At 40.2% G+C, this 17,104-nt stretch carries 20 protein-coding genes; 9 read left to right on the forward strand and 11 right to left on the reverse strand.

Annotated features, from left to right (window positions below):
* The first annotated feature begins 296 nt into the window (after positions 1-296).
* From I6N96_RS16240 to I6N96_RS16255, 4 genes are read left to right on the forward strand one after another with little or no spacing between them, the layout of a single operon-like run.
* Positions 297-608 carry a TIGR04197 family type VII secretion effector gene (locus tag I6N96_RS16240; RefSeq protein ID WP_430650171.1) on the forward strand — a complete coding sequence of 104 codons (312 nt, stop codon included), beginning with the start codon at positions 297-299 and terminating at the stop codon, positions 606-608.
* On the forward strand, positions 605-976 hold the full coding sequence (locus tag I6N96_RS16245) for a DUF3958 family protein (RefSeq protein ID WP_209558620.1): 372 nt from the start codon (positions 605-607) through the stop codon (positions 974-976). The genes I6N96_RS16240 and I6N96_RS16245 overlap by 4 nt, the downstream gene beginning before the upstream one ends.
* Positions 966-2,369, forward strand: a complete 1,404-nt coding sequence (locus I6N96_RS16250) for a T7SS effector LXG polymorphic toxin (RefSeq protein ID WP_209558621.1) — start codon at positions 966-968, stop codon at positions 2,367-2,369. Before I6N96_RS16245 ends, I6N96_RS16250 begins: the two co-directional genes overlap by 11 nt.
* Positions 2,366-2,734, forward strand: coding sequence for a hypothetical protein (locus tag I6N96_RS16255; protein ID WP_209558622.1), 369 nt, complete (start codon positions 2,366-2,368; stop codon positions 2,732-2,734). The genes I6N96_RS16250 and I6N96_RS16255 overlap by 4 nt, the downstream gene beginning before the upstream one ends.
* A gap of 175 nt (positions 2,735-2,909) precedes the next feature.
* On the opposite strand, the gene I6N96_RS16260 is transcribed toward I6N96_RS16255, so the two are convergent.
* Positions 2,910-3,707, reverse strand: coding sequence for a formate/nitrite transporter family protein (locus I6N96_RS16260; RefSeq protein ID WP_209558623.1), 798 nt, complete (start codon positions 3,705-3,707; stop codon positions 2,910-2,912).
* Positions 3,708-4,078: 371 nt separating this feature from the next.
* Here I6N96_RS16260 and rpsD point away from each other — a divergent pair, with 371 nt between their 5' ends.
* The gene (gene rpsD, locus I6N96_RS16265; protein ID WP_209558624.1) at positions 4,079-4,690 is read left to right on the forward strand and encodes a 30S ribosomal protein S4; all 612 of its coding nucleotides are present in this window, start codon (positions 4,079-4,081) and stop codon (positions 4,688-4,690) included.
* 47 nt (positions 4,691-4,737) lie between these two features.
* On the opposite strand, the gene I6N96_RS16270 is transcribed toward rpsD, so the two are convergent.
* The 7 genes from I6N96_RS16270 to I6N96_RS16300 form a co-directional block, all read right to left on the reverse strand.
* On the reverse strand, positions 4,738-5,151 hold the full coding sequence (locus I6N96_RS16270) for a hypothetical protein (protein WP_209558625.1): 414 nt from the start codon (positions 5,149-5,151) through the stop codon (positions 4,738-4,740).
* Positions 5,148-5,594, reverse strand: coding sequence for a LytTR family DNA-binding domain-containing protein (locus I6N96_RS16275; RefSeq protein ID WP_209558626.1), 447 nt, complete (start codon positions 5,592-5,594; stop codon positions 5,148-5,150). Before I6N96_RS16275 ends, I6N96_RS16270 begins: the two co-directional genes overlap by 4 nt.
* Positions 5,595-5,788: 194 nt before the next feature.
* Positions 5,789-6,481: a beta/alpha barrel domain-containing protein gene (locus I6N96_RS16280; protein ID WP_209558627.1), complete on the reverse strand. Its 693-nt coding sequence runs from the start codon at positions 6,479-6,481 to the stop codon at positions 5,789-5,791.
* A 168-nt stretch (positions 6,482-6,649) separates the two neighbouring features.
* Complete coding sequence (locus I6N96_RS16285; protein ID WP_245187010.1) at positions 6,650-8,341, reverse strand: vWA domain-containing protein; 1,692 nt, start codon at positions 8,339-8,341, stop codon at positions 6,650-6,652.
* Between the two features lie 19 nt (positions 8,342-8,360).
* Positions 8,361-9,050 carry a hypothetical protein gene (locus I6N96_RS16290; protein ID WP_209558629.1) on the reverse strand — a complete coding sequence of 230 codons (690 nt, stop codon included), beginning with the start codon at positions 9,048-9,050 and terminating at the stop codon, positions 8,361-8,363.
* 12 nt (positions 9,051-9,062) lie between these two features.
* The gene (locus I6N96_RS16295; protein WP_209558630.1) at positions 9,063-10,175 is read right to left on the reverse strand and encodes a toxic anion resistance protein; all 1,113 of its coding nucleotides are present in this window, start codon (positions 10,173-10,175) and stop codon (positions 9,063-9,065) included.
* A gap of 555 nt (positions 10,176-10,730) precedes the next feature.
* Positions 10,731-11,561 (reverse strand): hypothetical protein, encoded by an 831-nt coding sequence (locus tag I6N96_RS16300; RefSeq protein ID WP_209558631.1) that lies wholly within the window; start codon positions 11,559-11,561, stop codon positions 10,731-10,733.
* 320 nt (positions 11,562-11,881) lie between these two features.
* Between I6N96_RS16300 and I6N96_RS16305 the strand changes: the two genes are divergently transcribed.
* Together I6N96_RS16305 and I6N96_RS16310 are read left to right on the forward strand one after the other, a co-directional pair.
* Positions 11,882-12,208 carry a hypothetical protein gene (locus I6N96_RS16305; protein ID WP_209558632.1) on the forward strand — a complete coding sequence of 109 codons (327 nt, stop codon included), beginning with the start codon at positions 11,882-11,884 and terminating at the stop codon, positions 12,206-12,208.
* A 26-nt stretch (positions 12,209-12,234) separates the two neighbouring features.
* Complete coding sequence (locus I6N96_RS16310) at positions 12,235-12,561, forward strand: YciI family protein (protein ID WP_209558633.1); 327 nt, start codon at positions 12,235-12,237, stop codon at positions 12,559-12,561.
* A 79-nt stretch (positions 12,562-12,640) separates the two neighbouring features.
* On the opposite strand, the gene I6N96_RS16315 is transcribed toward I6N96_RS16310, so the two are convergent.
* A complete protein-coding gene (locus I6N96_RS16315) occupies positions 12,641-13,315 on the reverse strand; it encodes an ABC transporter ATP-binding protein (RefSeq protein ID WP_209558634.1) in 675 nt (224 codons plus the stop codon).
* A gap of 17 nt (positions 13,316-13,332) precedes the next feature.
* Entirely contained in the window at positions 13,333-14,418 is a 1,086-nt protein-coding gene (locus I6N96_RS16320) for an ABC transporter permease (RefSeq protein ID WP_209558635.1), read from the reverse strand.
* Between the two features lie 171 nt (positions 14,419-14,589).
* Between I6N96_RS16320 and I6N96_RS16325 the strand changes: the two genes are divergently transcribed.
* Together I6N96_RS16325 and lepB are read left to right on the forward strand one after the other, a co-directional pair.
* On the forward strand, positions 14,590-15,141 hold the full coding sequence (locus tag I6N96_RS16325) for a biotin transporter BioY (RefSeq protein ID WP_209558636.1): 552 nt from the start codon (positions 14,590-14,592) through the stop codon (positions 15,139-15,141).
* 135 nt (positions 15,142-15,276) lie between these two features.
* A complete protein-coding gene (lepB, locus tag I6N96_RS16330) occupies positions 15,277-15,828 on the forward strand; it encodes a signal peptidase I (protein WP_209558637.1) in 552 nt (183 codons plus the stop codon).
* A gap of 442 nt (positions 15,829-16,270) precedes the next feature.
* Here lepB and I6N96_RS16335 read toward each other — a convergent pair whose 3' ends face one another.
* Positions 16,271-16,969: a response regulator transcription factor gene (locus I6N96_RS16335; protein ID WP_209558638.1), complete on the reverse strand. Its 699-nt coding sequence runs from the start codon at positions 16,967-16,969 to the stop codon at positions 16,271-16,273.
* Positions 16,970-17,104 lie beyond the last annotated feature (135 nt).

A 17,104-nucleotide genomic window follows, 5' to 3' on the forward strand; every position in this document is an offset into this window, starting at 1 on the left:
TTTTCATACGCAATAATTGTACCTTATCTATTTTACATATTTTCAGAAAAAAAGCCAACTCATCAAGATACATTGCTGTAAATCATTTTAAATATTTTTCTTGTAATTTTATCGTTTTTCATAACATGTTGACAAATTTATTATTATTATTGTGTGTTTTTCTATGATAAACTATCAGAACAATAATTCTAAAATTGAAAAGAACGGTGTTCCAGAAACAACTACTTCGGAAATAAGCCAAAATATACTGAAAATATGGAAAGCTATTTTCGTATATTTCTCCTTATTTCTCGTAGCTGAACGTTTCTGTCACAACCTTATCTGCACGTGCCTCCTCAGCTCAAATGAGCCAGGCTGCGAATGCTCTGAGCACCATCCAAACATTCGAATCAGACACTGGACAAACGACCGTCTCAGGGAATAAGAATGCACAGAGTACCATTAAACAGACGACACAAGCAATCAACAACTTCGTCTCCGCTTTCAACGGGGATATAGAAAAGATAACTACCGTCTCCAGCGAATTTGCCCGTGTCGATGCAGAGCGAGCAGAATCCTTCAATGCCTTCGACGCAGTCAACCCATTAGGCAGGTGGACGCCTGGATGACGGATAAAGAGACCGATAAAGAAGTCCAGCTGACTGGACAGCTCAGGCGTATCAATGAGCAACAGGAGGATAATCAGTTAGCATTAAGAAAGCGGAATGAATCAGAAGATTTTATTCATGAAGCCTATTCGTTGGAGCAATCCTTTCTAAATGATCTATCTGAAGTCCTTCACACCTCCAACTCCGTCCAATTCCTGCAGAGTATTGAGGAGGAGCATCACATGTGTAGACGCCAAAGCTTCACACGTTTAGAAGAACAGCTCGAAAACCTGCAGCAAGAAAAACAGACATTAACTGAAAAGGAAAATGACCTGCTCTGCGAAAGAACAGCGTTGCTTCAAGAGGAGGTCAAAGCCGATGAGTATTGATATGTACCTCTCTGAGGTCAGAAGCCAGACGAGCAGTGCTGTACAGCTGGCAAACGCCTATAGTCAAGCCATTGGTGCAATCACCGACAGCTGTCGGGCATTCATGGACGCCCCGCTTTCCGGTCAAACCTATGATTCAGCGAAAATCTATTTCACCACCGTCTATCCGCCTCTTGTCAATGGCGTTACCATGGTTTGCGAAGCCTTGACAGAAGCCCATCAGAAATTTCCAGATGATTTTGAACAAACCGTGGACAGCTGCGATATCAAAGAAAGTGAATTAAAAGAAAAAATCGCACAAGGAAAACAGGTACTGCAAGCACAATACAAAGCCATCGACAGCTTAGAGGAATCCGATCCTGCTTTAGAACAAAGCATTATGAGAACCCAGGCAACCATTGCGAAGCTGGAAGAAAAGCTAAGCCAGCTCTACTTGTTCAATGGTTCTTCTCCCGGTATTTTCTCTGATGTAGAAAGCTTATTGAACCAGCTCAATCAAGGAATCTCTGAGGTCGGCAAAGGCAGTGCGTGGAATGCCAGTTCCGGCACCTTTGAGCTGAATCGGATGAGCCTGTCATGGATTCAGCCGTTGAATGAAAAGTGGAAGGAACGCGGTCAATCAAAAATGGATTCAGAGCTGAATAAAGAGCTCAAAAAATATACACTAATCGAATGTTATGATGCATTCAATAATCGTGTCACTTGGTCAATCGAGCATAATGGAAAACGTTTAGATAATCCTGCATTGCAAGCCTATTTAAAAGAAATTGGCGCATATTTGGATGGATCGAACTATGATATACTACAGTTGACTCCAAAAGAGTGGGAAACACGAATAAACAATCAGTGGAAAAATGGAACTGAATATTTCAATGGAACCGACGTACCGTGGTTTTTCCAAGGGTTAGGACATATTCAAGATTTTGTTGGTAAAAGACAAACTGATGGTACTTGGGATGTGATGTGGAGCCTTGGTTTTACTTTCGCCAACATTCGGAATATTCAATTAAACACTAAAGGAGCTAATTTTGGAAGCATAGATCAATTGGAGTCTCACTTTTCAAAGCATGGTGGTGAATTCGGAAAAGCCTATTCCAATGCAAATGAGTACTTAGCTGGAGCAAATAATCTAATGAAATATGGCACAAAAGTTCAGTATCAGTACAAAGGGGAAGTACGAACAGGATACGTCAAGTTTATGAGAAACAGTAGCATAACCAATTCAAATGGTATTCCGATAAAAAGTTATGCTAAATTTGAATTTGTAGGAACAAATCGGTTTGGAGAAATCACAACTTATCATGTTGAAAGTGGGAAAACTTTTTGGAAAATGATGAATAACAAGAAAAATATCCCAGTTATCAATCCGGTGGAAAAGAGGTTGAAAAAATGAATAATACAATAAAAGTAAATAGGGTTGATTCGCTTATCGAAGAAGAAGTAGGATTTTCTGTTAATAATCTAGATATCGTCGGTTTTAATGTATCACCTCGAGAATTAGTACTTGGAGAGACATACGAAGCTGAGATAGATATATTTATGATTGATTTTTTAGACATGAAAAAACAAGAAGATGCAGAAAATAAAGAAATCAAACATATCAATAATTTTACTTATCATCTCTGGGGAAAATTACTTGATAAGAACGTTCTAGATGTTGGTTTCTACATTACCAGCGATTTGTTCGAAGATTATCAATATTTAGCGGGAGAGTATGTTTCGTTAGTGGTAGATAGATTACAAGTATATTGTGAATAAACCTATATATTAGTATGAGAACAACTTATTCCGTTAACAAAAAAACAGATTAAAATAAAACTGTCCAATAATCTTTGAATATGTAACAATACAAACGAAAAGTTATTAATTCCTTAAATAAATCAAAAAAAGCTACGAATGCGTCTATCTCAGCATTCGTAGCTTTCTTCGTACTCTAGTCTAAATAATTTGTATCTGCATTGTTCAACCAAGCGTAGCCCAGTCCCATGACTAGCCCGCCGCCGATAAAGTTTCCAATCAGTGCAAATACCAGATTGTGGATTACATTGCCGACTGTCAGTGCAGCCATTGTTCCGTGTGAAGCAAAATACGCAAGCGTAAATGCCGGGAAGTTTGCGATAACGTGTTCGTAGCCTAGAAATGCAAAGATGAAGATGATGAAGATGATTGCTGCAACTTTACCTGCATCGTCCTTCATGCGCATGCTTACCAATACAGCAGTGTTTACTACAATATTGGCAAACATACCTTCAACAAGGATTTGAACCGTGCTCTTTGTCAGCTTTCCTGAGATTGCTGTAAACATATAATTATCTGAAGCTAAATCTTGAAATGGAGCAGTCTGAGAAACAAGGAATCCGAAAAGCACTCCTCCGACTAGGTTAAACAAGATACATGTAATCAAAATCTTTGCTGCAAACGGGAATGAAATTCTTTTACGGTATACACCAACTGTCATATAAAGCATGTTTGACGTCCCCAGTTCAGCATTCATATAAAGGATCATTACCAAAGACCAACTGAACATAAAGGCATAAAGGATTTTTCCTACCCCATGTGCAATGTCCTCGCCCTTCATTGCGATAGCAAAGGCTACTGCGGTACCTAGTGTCAAAAACATACACGCCAGTATTGCACGAAAAGCGTAGCGAACAACACTATTTTGAAACAAACTCATTTTCTTATTGATCGACTTGTCGATTTGTTCAAAAAGAGGAGATACTGGTTTCATTATTACTGCTCCTTTTCAATTGATTTTCAATATGCGTTTTCAAAATATCCTTTTTTATTTTAATGACCTTAGCGCCATTTGTCCAGTAATTTTTTCACTCTTATTGTCTCATCCACTCATTTTCTTCTATTTATTCCCTCCAAAAATCCAGAAACAGCTTGACTTGACAAGGGTTTTCACGGTATAATACTCTTCGTGTAAAATAATGCAGCAGAAGAATAATAACTCGTCAACAGTTCATTGCCTCATAATATGGTTCAACTGCGTAACCGCGGCTGCAAAGGTGAAGGTTGAAGAATGAACTGCACGAATATGAATTTTTCAGAAGATTATTTTACTCCAAAAAAATTGATTTATTGGAGGAATTTTTAATGTCACGTTATACAGGACCATCTTGGAAAATCTCTCGTCGTCTAGGTATCTCTCTATCAGGAACTGGTAAAGAACTAGCACGTCGCCCATACAAACCAGGTCAACACGGACCAAACAGCCGTGGTAAATTATCTGAATATGGTTTGCAATTAACTGAAAAACAAAAATTACGTCATATGTACGGTATGAACGAACGTCAATTCGTTAACTTGTTTGTTAAAGCAAGCAAAATCAAAGAAGGTAAACACGGTGTTAACTTCATGATCTTGCTGGAACAACGTTTAGACAACGTCGTTTACCGTTTAGGTCTTGCTACTACACGTCGTCAAGCACGTCAATTGGTTAACCATGGTCACGTGACTGTTGATGGCAAGCGCGTAGATATCCCTTCATACCACGTTGAAGTTGGTCAAGTGATCTCTATCCGTGAAAAATCTAAAAATATCACAACAGTTAAAGAAGCTGTTGAAGCAACTATCGGCCGTACGGCTTTTGTTAGCTTCGATGCTGAAAAACTGGAAGGAAGCCTAACTCGCTTACCAGAGCGTGAAGAGCTTTATGCAGAAATCGACGAAGCACTTATCGTTGAATACTACAACCAAAAAATGTAATATCGTACTACTCAAAAACCTTGTCGAAATATTCGACAAGGTTTTTTTTATTTATTGATCAGTTCGTTCAATTCTCTGCTCTGTTTCTTGGCATCTATTTTCCCATAGACATAAAATGCCAGTGAATGGAGAAGAACAGACAGCAACAGCATCCCCGGAAGCCAGGGCAGAATAAAGGTAAACATGTCTATTGAAAATAAACAGACGGAAATTAGTCCAAAGCTGATGTTCAGCACAGAAGAAATCAACACATTCCATATTGGTTTAAGAGTCAAATAATTCCACAGTCCACTATAAACTACTCCGAACATCACTCCGCAACTCGCTGAAATCCCAATCAAATTCCAAAGATAATAGATGGTGATCGTCTGTTTACCAAAGAAAATCGTCAACAGCAACGTGACCCATACAAACGTCACTGTAAATACTTGAAAAAAAGAATGTCTTAACTGCTTGATCATGAAAATACCCTCCTGAATGTTTTAATATAGTGCCTGCTGATAAAATAGGCTGCCCCGTCCTTCATCAACAATTCGATCCTTGCGTTTGTTGTAGCTGAAAATTGTTCGATTTCTTTACAATTGATTATTACCTGATTGTTTATCCGAATAAAGCCATAGACAGCAAATTCTTCCTCTACATACTTCAAGCGTTTATTGTAAAGAAACATCTCTCCACTCACTAACCTTAAATTACATAAGCGGTCCTCCGACTCAATACTACTGATCGAGTTGATTGGGATTTGACTGTTGCGGTTGTTTTTTCCATTGATAACTGTCAGCATTTTCCCCGACTGCTCAATTGCTTGTCTGAATTGCGGCCATTCCTTCTGCTTTACTGGGTGCGTCATGACCAGTACATCCTCTGTCGCAAGCTGTTCTTTCACTTTGAATACGATATTCATCTGTTCCCCTCCTACTGGCTCTATAGTAAAGAATCTCCTCGCTGAATACGAGGTTTTTGTGGTTTGTTGCATGTTTTGTTTGCTTTGTTTCATCTGTCCATAAAAAATAATCAGCCCCTCGCATGATTCAAGCGACAGACTGATTATTCTTATTTCGATCCCCAATAAACTTTGCTGCTTATAAAAGGTTTTGGCTATTCATTATCTTGTATTTCCTGATCACGATACAGCTCCATTTTTTCTTGGAAGTAGGTCTCAGTTTTTCCATAAGTCGTGTATGTGATTGCATTCGCACCAGCTTCGATCGTTTCTCGGATTTGCTCATCCGTCTTTCCTCCTGAAGCAATGATTGGAAATTCCGGATATTGTGCTCTGATCCACTTCACTAGCTCTACTGTTTTAGAACCGCCTGCCACATTGAAGATATCAACACCGGCTGAAATCAGCTTACTAAGATCCCGCTTGTCATTTACAACAGTATAAATGATTGGAATATCCACTGCTTCATTAACAATTTCTATCGTGGTAAGGTCGCTTGGACCATTCAATACTACACCATACGCCCCATGTTCCTCTGCAAATGTTCCCAATCTTGACGAACGGTTCCCGGAAGTTAGGCCGCCGCCTATTCCAGCCAGGATTGGTACTTGCGCAACCTGAGAAATGGCACTTAAAATGCGAGTATTTGGTGTCCACGGATATACAGCCAATACCGCATCCGCGTCATTATTTGCAATAACTGCAACATCCATCGTATAGATGATGCTCTTGATTCTTTTTCCATAGATACTGATCCCACTACATTCACGAATCACCTTAGGCATCTTGATGATACTTTGTCGCAGTTCTGATGATAATTCCGGCATATGTCGATTATTTTTTTCCATTGATTTTTCTCCTTTATGTTGAGCCTGCCGCTCTTTTCCAACAACCTTACGGGACTTGCCAGCATCTCTCAATGAAGGCTTACGACAGTCTGTTTTTTTCGTACAAATTGCTAACAAGAGCCTGGGCACCGATTCGCACCTCAGACTCTTGACTGCTACTTCCTGTTTTTACAGCTCTGCATTAAATAATTGCTTCAGCTGATACACAACATCATCATTATCTGCATTGATTGTCGCACTTTCATTGATCGCTGACAGCTTCTTCAGTTCATCAAGCTGTGCGTTATAGCCGATCGTATTGACCGACACACCCAAACTTTTAATGATTGGCGCTACTTTATTGAACTCATACCCTTCATTGGTTTCACCATCAGATAAAACAAAGATGATCGGACGTGCATCCGGTACTTCTTCTAATTTCTCCTGAATCATGCTCAGCGCTACAAGCGTTCCGTCATAGGTCGCCGTTCCACCGTCAGCAGTCAGATTCTTGATTGCTCCAGTGAAATAGCTTCTCTGTTTAGAGTCCATACGTTCGATTGGCAGCTCGATCGTCACCTGATCACTATAAGAAACCAGCCCAACATAAGCATCATCCCCAATGTATTTTCCGCTGTTCAATAGCGACTGCTTCAACGAATTGATCGGCGCACCGTCCATTGAACCAGATACATCCGCCACAAAGACTGCAATAATCGGTTTTCCGCCGTTTTTATTCTCTTTCCACAGCTTTTGAATCGATGTGATTGTTGCTCCGTCGATTGCTTCCAGCTGGTAATCATAGTCGTCCAATTGATTGAAGCCATAGCTTGAAGCCTTCTCCTGATTCGCTTGTTCCTCCACAAACTCCGTAAAGGCTGAAACAACCTGCTGCTTCTCCTTGGCTGCATCATTCATTACATACATCGGTGAGTCCTGACGCATTCCTAACGGTACGTATTTGTACTGCTTGAACTCTGGTGTATTGATATAGGTCTGATAACTGATTGAAAGAATATCCACTGAACCGTTTTTAGCTACTTCTCTAAGCTGCAGTGTATTATACAGCGTAGATGGTAAGTCCTTCTGGAAGTTTCTCAACGCATCGACCGCTTGATCACTTAACGGATTCTCACTGTCAAAGTGAGTCATCAATTGCGTCAATAAGCTAAGTCCTGTAGAGGACGTATAAGGATTGGTATAGCCTAAAAGCATATCGTCATCCATGACCGCTTTGACTAAAGAATCAACTGTGACCTCGCCATATTTTTCTACAATATCATCGTAGGTTGCTTCCTTCATAAGAAGTCCGCCGGTATTCCCTATTGTGCGCTCAGCGACCGTGGTAAGTCCTGTTCCTTGTGTCTCAAGCATTTTACCCCATAATTGGTTGGACGGTGTGTAGGCATCCGGAACGTAGCTCTCACTACTGATGTAATCAAGACCAGTACCTGAAGCCATCGAACGAATAGAGACAGAAACTGTTTTTCCATCGATTGTTACATTCTTTTTATTGAAGGCTTCTGCCATTTCGTTGAACAGGCCATCCTTCCCGCTCCCCGCTTTTTCTGGACTGACAAAGATTTCTGCGTTGATCTGATTCGATCCTTCTACAGTCAGTGGATAGGTTTTATCGATATCCGGCAGTTCCGCCTTGGTATCAACAGAACCACTGTCAATGTCCCTCTTTGGCGTCGCCGTGCTTGGACCGATTTTTTTCACATAGCTGTTTAATTCTGTTTTTGCATCTGCCTCAGATAGTTTTTTGATATTATTTGAGGAATTGTCGATTTTCCCGTCGTTCCCGGTAGTACATCCTACTAAAAAGCTCAGCAGCAGCACACAGGCAACGCTAACAACAGTCATTGTTTTTCTTTTCATTCTCATTTTCTCCTTTTTACTACTCAATCGTTTGATTTAATGTTTTCAAGGCTTGTGTCATACTTTCTAAATCAGCCTTTGTTGACGGGGACTTGGAATCCAGATAGTTCACCGTTTCATTCAGCAGTCCTTTTACCTGTTGGACGATCTCCCCACTATTTTCCAGACGTTTGTTGATTTCAAGGCGATCTCCTTCTATTGTTACTCGGTTGATGATGCTTTTTGAATTTTGCAGGATCTGTGTTTTCGCCTGAATCATTGAGTAATTGATTTTATCCAATAATTCATAGTCGTTGTTTCCCTGTAATTCCTGTAGATCCTCCATTGAAGCATTGATCTGATCGATCAGTCTCTTCGCTTCATTAAGCTCTGCTTCATAGCTGACATTTTGCTTCGTCAGTTTTGTCAACCGTGCTAAAATCTCGCGTTCGTCATAGGTAGGATCATGTTTTTTCGCTTGAGCTTCTTCCTTCACTTTACGTGCCGTTTTCGCCTTTGATGTCAGTTGAAGACCAACCGCTGACAGCAGTGCCAAAGCAAACAATCCCCAGAGACTGTTCCCAATTGTTTGATATGTCCTCACTGTTTGAGAACCGTAGTTTATGATCGCCTGGTCGATGTCAAGAAGCCTTATCTTGAAAAAAACACCGCCCGCAAGGCCTATGCCTGCAAGAACGATCAAAAACAGCTGTATTCTTTTTTTGTTCATTCCTGTCTCTCCTTACTTACCGGCAGAAGCATCGATCAGTGCAGTTGCCAGCTCTGCACGCATTTTAGCCATTTCGCCTTGCGCATACTGACGATTTTCTGCTCCTTTTACTCGGATTGTTTGAATGTCTTTCAACGCTAAAATCGTTTGTGTGTTCACTTCCTTCAGCGTATCGATATCAACGATGCTTCGCTCTGCTGATTCCGCCGCCTGTGTGGATACATGATGAATCTTTTCAGCATTTCTCTTGAATAATTCGTTTGTAATATCTGAAACGGCATTGTCTGCTTCGATTGCTGAAAGTGTGTGCTGTGCAGACAATGCAATCACCATCTGCTGCTTCCACATCGGGATCGTATTTGTCAGTGTAGACTGAATTTTATACGCCATCGCCTTGTTGGCATTCTGAATGACGCGAATCTGTGTCGCCATTTGCTGGCTGATCATTTTGGTCATGTCCAAATCATGAACCTTTTTCTCAAACTGAGTCAGTTTATCTGAAAAATCAGAGAGGTTATTCAGGTTTTCTTGATCCTGATCTTGTGCCTTCTGCTGTAATTCAGGTAATGTTGTCGCTTTCAGCTCAACGATTTTTGCTTGACCAGCTTCAACGTATACTGACAGCTTTTGATAGAACAGCTTATTAGCCTCTGACATCTCCTCAAGGCTTAGGATGTCATTTGTCAAAGTAACATAGTGGGCTTCTAAATTATTGATGATTCGTTCGACATTTGCGTTCACATCCTCAAATCGAATCAGCATCGTGTTGATTTTATTCTTGCCGCGCTTGAATAATTTCGTCAATACACCTTCCGATTCTTCCGGCGTAAAGCTTTCTAACTCAACCACTAATTCATTAATGATTTTTCCTACATCTCCCAGCTCACTGCTTTTTACCTTTACCAGTGCCTGATCAGAAAATTCAGAAAGTCTTTTTTGCTCCGCTGCGCCGTAGTTCATGACTCCCAGTGCATCATTGATGTCGATTTGATCCTTAAGACCGCTGATTGCATTTGTCTGAGCTTCTGTCAGTTGGATCTGCTCTTGTGTCGGTGCCTTTATATCCAACAGCTGCTCGATTTCTTTTGTTTCCTCTTTTGGTACACCAAATGTGAATTCTTCCATAACACATACACCTTCCTTATTTCATCAAACTAGTTCCACTTATCGCTATGTCCTTTTTATTTCATCGTTTGCTTACGCTTGAGCCATAATCACTCACCAGCTCCTGTACCAGACTTTCTCAGTCTGATCCCAACGGATTTCAATGAGCGTATAGAATCATTCTTCGTCAACTATCTGCAGCAGCTTCTCCTATTCATTTTCAACTTACATATAAATACAGTATACACAATTTAGAGTCAGTTATTAATAACCCTTTTAAGAAAATTTTCCATTAGGTATCATTCAACTCTCATTATCCCCTCATTCCGGTAATAAGACTACATTTTTTTCTAAATTACTTGATGTATTCAAACAACCGACACAACATGTAAATTATTCATCACTTTGCTATTCACAGCTTATGCCGATGATTTAGCTACTTACTCTAGAAGATCATTCTGTCGTTAGCCAACCTCCTTCGATAGCAGCTATCAAAGAGCTGCTAACTGTATAGAAAAAAGCTGTAGATGAAGTCTTGTATACCTTCATCTACAGCTTCTATTTCAACTCAACTTTTTACTTCCAATCTATAGGGATCTGCACATCACCTTCATAATGAAAAGCCCCTTGTGTGACTGTCCAGCTAAGGTTCAGGTATTCTGTGTCCTGCGGTACAGCATTCCATTTCAATAATTCATCAGTGTTCGTAAACGTTGCATCCGTTGAAGAGTATACAATTTCGGCTCCTTCAAATTGAGACGAAAGAACGATTGGGTTAAACACTTCATATTTTCGGTACCCACTTCTCATGGAAATCGACTGCATGCCCCCGGCTGTCTTAATATCTACCTGCTCTAAAGAAGGATGATCGGATAATTCGGAAACATCCAGTAACGCATTGGTCGCATCGGCGCTATCTCCCTGTTCATATTTAAATGTTTTCAAGTTCACAAAACCTTGGCGCATAAACGACAAATCCTGAGAACCAGTCTTTGCTCGCCCACCATAGCCGTGCCCGCCAACAAGGTAGATCTCCAATTCTTCCAAGCGCCAAATATTCGCAATCGGATTGAAATCATATGGCTGCCCGTGTAAAACCAGTTTTTTAGTGTCTACATTCTGCAGCCCTTCCAAGCTGGAAGATTCATACCCCATGATTCGTGGCTCAAATGAAAGAAACTCCTTCTCAAATAAATAGCGAGGAACGCCGCCATAGCTTTGATCCAGCTCCAAATCCTGTCCTTCTTCAGGAACAAATCCAATAGACAGCTCTTCATTCAAATAATTCGTCAGTGTATAACTGGGCACCTGCACATTCCCATAATATGCTTCCGCCTTTCCACTAAATCCTACTAAACCAAATCCCAGCAACACGCCGCCAATAACCATTTTTCTACCTAACTTCATTTTGTTACCTCCCTGTTCTTCTTCACATTTTTAAACAAATTCCGCTATTTTTGTATGCGGTTAAACACATTGTATCATCATTTTAAGATACTTTATATTTTAATTTCAAATAAATTCAAATTTTTTTACAATCAGATTGAAAAAACTTAAAAAAGAAAATATCAGAGAAATATCAGCTGGCATATGCATCCTTTGTAGAACTCTATGGTTCGATTAAAATATTTTATCTATCCTTCAAAAACACTTTACAAAAGGAACGTACGTTCGTATAATGGTAATTGACTCTATAAACGAATAAACAATGATCAGGAGGAAACGAAATGAAATTAGTTGTCACGGAACGGCATTTAGGCGAGGGAATCTTCCCTTTATTTTCAGCCGGAGTAAAAGTTACAGAACTCATCCCCTGTACAAAATACAAGAATTGGACAGCAGGAACGATCGAAGGATACGCTACCTACTTACCACTGGATTATCTCGATAAGGATACCTTGATCCGCGACTACAATCCTACCGAGCTTGTAGCTGCTGAAAACAGTATCGTCGAGCTGATGGAGGTCGTCTACGAATGGGCATTGGTTAAAAATAAGGATGGCCTGAGCGGCTGGCTTCCCTTTGAGAAATTAAAATCTCTGGACTTCACTTGAAGTAGGTCGGCTGGAGACGATTCCTTATGAAAAAATATATTGGCTCTTTGAAGGAAAAGAGATCTGCTTTGATGACTGATGAGCTTCTGATTGCCCACGTCAGACATCTTCAGTATCTAGAACAGGCGGGAACACTGCTGCTATGCGGCCCTCTTAAAGACAATGATCAGGCTTTTCAATTATTGCAGGCAGAATCTCTTCTGGAGGCCCAGCTCCTTTTCTTCAGCGACCCGTTTATCCAAAACGGGTATTATAATCACTGTACTGTTCATGAATTGGTTGAAGCAAATCCAGCTAATCATTTTTTGATTTCCGATTCTAAACTCCTCAATCGATTAGGACAGGATAAATAAAAAAATAAGACGAAAAATACGAAATTGATTGAATACAATTTCAGTATTTTACGTCTTATTTTCGAATAGAATCGAGGGCTTATCCCTCTTTCAATTGCAGCACACCGTCATTCATCACAAAAACTTGATCGCATCGCTCGATCAATCGTTCATCATGGGTAACCATGATTGTTGCCTTATTTTTTTCTTTTGTTTCCTTCGCCAAGATATCAACAACTTCAAATGCCTTTTCCGAATCCAGACTGGCTGTCGGTTCATCCGCTAGAATGATCGATGGATTATTATATAATGCTCTAGCAATCGCTACACGCTGCCGTTCCCCTCCAGATACCTCATCCGGATATTTATTTTTCAGCTTATCCACCCCTAGTTGCTCCAACAGTTCTTGAATCCCATTCGCCGATTTTTTTTCTTTCTTCACCTTATCAACTAAACGAAGCTGTTTTTCGATGGTTAAAAAGGGCACTAAATTAGAGGCCTGTAAAATAAAACCAATTTCAGAAAAACGAAGCAAGGAACGCTTCTTCTCATTCTCGCTGCTAAAAGGCTGTTCATTGATTCTGACCTCACCTTTTGTAGGTGTTTGAAGCCCTCCGGCAATTGTCAAAAAAGTGCTCTTTCCTGATCCGCTGGGACCAATCACTGCTGCAAAAGTACCTTTTTTCAAAGAAAATTCTGTTGGCTTCAGTGCATCGATCGTCGCATCACCATCTAAAAAGTTTTTTTCTACTTGCTTGAATTCTATTGCTTTCATTGATTTATCACCATCCCTTACCCAATCGCTTTAAGAGGATCGACCTTAACGATCGTCCGTACAGAAAACAGTGCGCCCAGTACTGCAACCACTAGCATCGCACCGCTGATTCCTGTGAAAAACAGCCAATTTACCTGAAAAGGAACGGCTGCCGGAAGAACCAACGCTGTACCTACCGTACCCAGAAGTCCTAAACTGACCCCAATCACAGCCAGTAAGAATGTCTGCATGATCACAGAAGAAGAAATATAACCGCTTGATATCCCTTGTGCTTTCATCACACCAAAAATACTGATTTTTTGAAGCGTCAGCACATAGATAAAGATACCAATGACAATTGCCGCTATGATGATTAGAAAACCGATCATGAAACTAAAGGTCAGGACCTGTGCGTTATACCCTGGTAGTTCACTGATGAATGTCTGAATACTATAAAGCGACAGATCGTCGCTATTGACCTTAACCTGATCAAGATCGCCCTCTTTGCCCCGCACGATGATGCCATTGATACGTGCCTGATCTGCTGGCACTTTTTTTTCAAAACGAATCACTTGAAAATCTTCAATCGATACATACAAAACCGGTGAAACTGTGTATCGGGCATTTTCTGTAAAGCCAACGATTTTTATTTTTTCATCACTGCCGGATAAAGTCACGACATCATTCAGCTTTACACCGTCTTCATTTTTTAATGTGATATCCGCCACTGCTTCTCTTTCATTTTCAAACATACGGCCTTCAATAATATTCGGCGCTAAAAATTCATTTTTATTGATACCAAAAAAGCTGATATCCACCTTCTCTTTATTTTCTTTGCCTGTTTTAATGATTCCGGCGGTTTGACCGAAAGCTGCTTTTTCCGCTGCCTCCACCTCATCCAATGACTTGACCGACAGCATTGACATATTCAGATTTACATTGGATTCCTCTGACAGGATGATCCCGTCTGCCTGCCACTTATCGATAGCCATCCGATAATCCTGAGACAAACCATACGCCAACCCGGTTAGAAAAAATACCAGATACGCAATCAAAAACATCACGCCAACAATCAAGCTGTACCTCAATTTAGAGTGTTTGATTTCATTCCATGCTAAAAACATACTATTCCCCCCTAAAATCCTCAACAGGACGAGTATAGCAAATGGTTGATTTTCTTACAAAACAACTGCTTTCTTCACACGTTCAAAAATTTTTCTTTACTTTTTTTCTTTTGTCCTTTATATTATCGTTAACCAATAAAAAAAACAAGTTGACGAAGAGGTGCACGACATATGAACCAATCTTTACGATCCACGATTCTGGCAGCAGAATTTGCTGCTATCATCGCAGTTCTTTCCCAAATGACAATCCCTTTCGGACTCATTCCCCTGACGGGTCAAACATTAGCCGTTGGTCTTTCAGTAACGATTTTGGGACGAAAAACCGGCACTTATGCTATTTTAATTTATCTCCTTCTTGGTTTGATTGGACTGCCGGTATTTGCCGGCATGAGTAGCGGTGTTTCCGTTCTCTTCGGTCCAACGGGAGGCTATTTAGTAGGTTTCATCATCAATGGTTTTGTTACCGGTGATATCCTTGAACGGACGAGCTTCACTTATAAGTGGGCAATAATAGCTAATCTGATCGGTGCTGCATTTACTTTACTGTTTGGTACTGTCTGGCTGAAGCTGTCCGGCCAGATGGATTGGGCCGGTGCGTTTCAAGGCGGCTTTCTTCCCTTTATTTTACCTGGAGCAATCAAAGCAATCGCCGCAGCATATTTAGGGATTGTTCTAAGACAACGATTACCGTTTTTTACAGAAAATTCTAAACGATCCGTTTAAACCACTGGAAAAACAAGGTATACTATCCATATAACCACTATTAAATTATCATCGTACAATAAACGCCCTTTGCTTTAACGTTCGCAGCAAAGGAAATGAAAAGTTTAGTAGGTAGAAAAATCTGGAGGGATAGTAGTGACTAAACAAAACAAAAAGAAGCGATTTCGCACCGCAGCAGAATTTATTCTCTTGATCGGTTTTGTCTTTCTTTTGAGACACTTTGTTTTCAATCCTGTTGAGGTATCCGGTACCTCGATGGAACCAAATTACCAAGATGCTGATCGCTTATGGCAGACGACCTTTATCGCTCCCGACCGCTTTGATGTAATTACGTTCAAAAGCCCGAGGAATGGTAAATCTATCGTCAAACGTGTGATTGGACTGCCTGGCGACACTATCCGCTATGAAAATGATCAATTATATATCAACGATATTGCCTATGAAGAACCCTACTTAGATGAGTTCAAAGAGGCTAAGAAAACTGACCTGCTGACTGATGACTTTACCTTTGCCAGTCTACAACCAGTCGTTACCTCTAAAACAGTTCCGGACGAAAGCTATTTCGTTCTGGGAGATAACCGACAAAAAACAGACGATAGTCGCTATTTCGGCTTCGTAAACAAGGAAGACATTACAGGCGTGGTTTTCTTTCGATTTTTCCCACTTGAAAAAATTGGTGCGCCATAATCAGCTAAATGAAAACACAGCAAATGTATTTTTAAGTACACGTTTGCTGTGTTTTCTAATTCTTTATCAGTGACATAGTATTTTGGAGCACATAATTAGGGAGTAACTAAAAAACTCAAAAGAGGTCGAATTTTTTAGCAATCAAGAAAAAATTGTAGGTTATATGGCGCATAAGAGAGAATTTATGAGGCTACGGTCCCTTAAAATCACAAGAACAGTTGCTGCTAGATTTTTTCAGACACAGGCTATCATTGTTCATAGTTTATCTCAGCATTTTTATGTGTTTATACTTACTAAGCTTACGCCTAGAAGGATTTCAGAAAAGGACACAGCGTTCATTGTGATATCCCTCTATGACTCAGCAGCACAGATGACCACCATTTCGGTATGTGGCAAGGTCTATGTATGAGCGTGGGATAAAATCATCCCGAGCTCCTACAACCTAAACATTTAACACATATCCCCTTGAACGAACTGTTTTTATATATTCCGGCTTCAAGGGATCTTTTTCGATTTTTCTTCTTAAATGGAAAATCAAATTGGCCACACGAAACTTCAAATTCTCAGACTCTTCTTTATTGTTCCAAACTTGTCGATAAATCGCTTGATAAGGGATTGCCTCAGATTTCTTTCTGTACAAGAGCTCGATGGTTTTAAACTCAAGCTTTGTCAGCCCAACTTCTCTATCACCGTCAACTACCACACTTAAATTGCTTGGAACCAATTTGAAGTCCTTTGGTCCTTCAACTGCTTCTGTTAAGGATTGTGACATGTTTTGCATTGCACCATGCCGCAGTGAATTTTTCAGCATCAGCTGATACTCTTCAGGATCTACTTGTGAATTGACAATACCATCTGCCCCTAACTGTAAGAGGATGATTCTTGTCGTTTTAGGAAGCTCATCTGAAAAAATCCAGATCATAGCACTCGTCTCTTTCCGTATTTTTATCAACAGCTCACAAACTTTCCCAACTTCTCCTTCTGAATCGCTTTGAATAATCAACGCATCCATTTCTCTGACTTCTTCAACTTCCTTCTTCAGCGACATCTCAAGCAACCTGAATGACTCATCACTCTTCAAGGCTTCGATGTGCTGATTGTCTGGAAGCCCATTATTTGAAACAAACCCAATCTGGTACATACCATTTCCTCCTTAAATAAAATTAGTGTTATGCTAAGCTCTTTTTAAAGCATTATTCCCTGTTTCTTGATATAATTGCTATTAATAGACACGTCCTATTTAAGCCTTCCCACAGCCGTCTCTCGTACATTTGTC

It is taken from the genome of Enterococcus larvae, from assembly GCF_017830045.1.
In the GTDB taxonomy this organism is placed as follows: domain Bacteria; phylum Bacillota; class Bacilli; order Lactobacillales; family Enterococcaceae; genus Enterococcus_L; species Enterococcus_L larvae.